Origin of the sequence: Saccharothrix sp. ST-888 (assembly GCF_000955975.1) — a bacterium.
GTDB lineage: Bacteria > Actinomycetota > Actinomycetes > Streptomycetales > Streptomycetaceae > Kitasatospora.
On sequence record NZ_JYJF01001072.1, the window covers coordinates 1 to 268 of the forward strand.

Below are 268 nucleotides of genomic sequence, written 5' to 3' on the forward strand. Positions count from 1 at the left end.
CCGGCCCGCCTCCACGGCAGTGGTGTCCGGGTAGCCAAGCACCGAGGCGATGCGGGTCCGAACCAGGTCGAGCACCGCCTGCTCCCGCTCGGCCGCAGGTAGCGCGAGCAGGCGAGCGGCCAGCTCCGAGCCGCCGGCCGAACCGGCCCGTGCCACCCGGCGCGCCGGAGCCCGGACCAGTCCGCGCAGCAGGGCGGGGAGGGTCCCGGCGGCGGCCTGCGGGCGCAGCGCGGCCAGGTCGAGCCGCATCGGGACGAGCGCCGCATCG

The 268-nt window shown here is 79.1% G+C and carries 1 protein-coding gene; it reads right to left on the reverse strand.

Going from position 1 to position 268, the window contains the following annotated elements; translation table 11 throughout:
* On the reverse strand, nucleotides 1-249 hold a 249-nt coding region (locus tag UK12_RS35665), incomplete at its 3' end, for a hypothetical protein (protein WP_156179186.1).
* Between the last annotated feature and the right edge of the window lie 19 nt (nucleotides 250-268).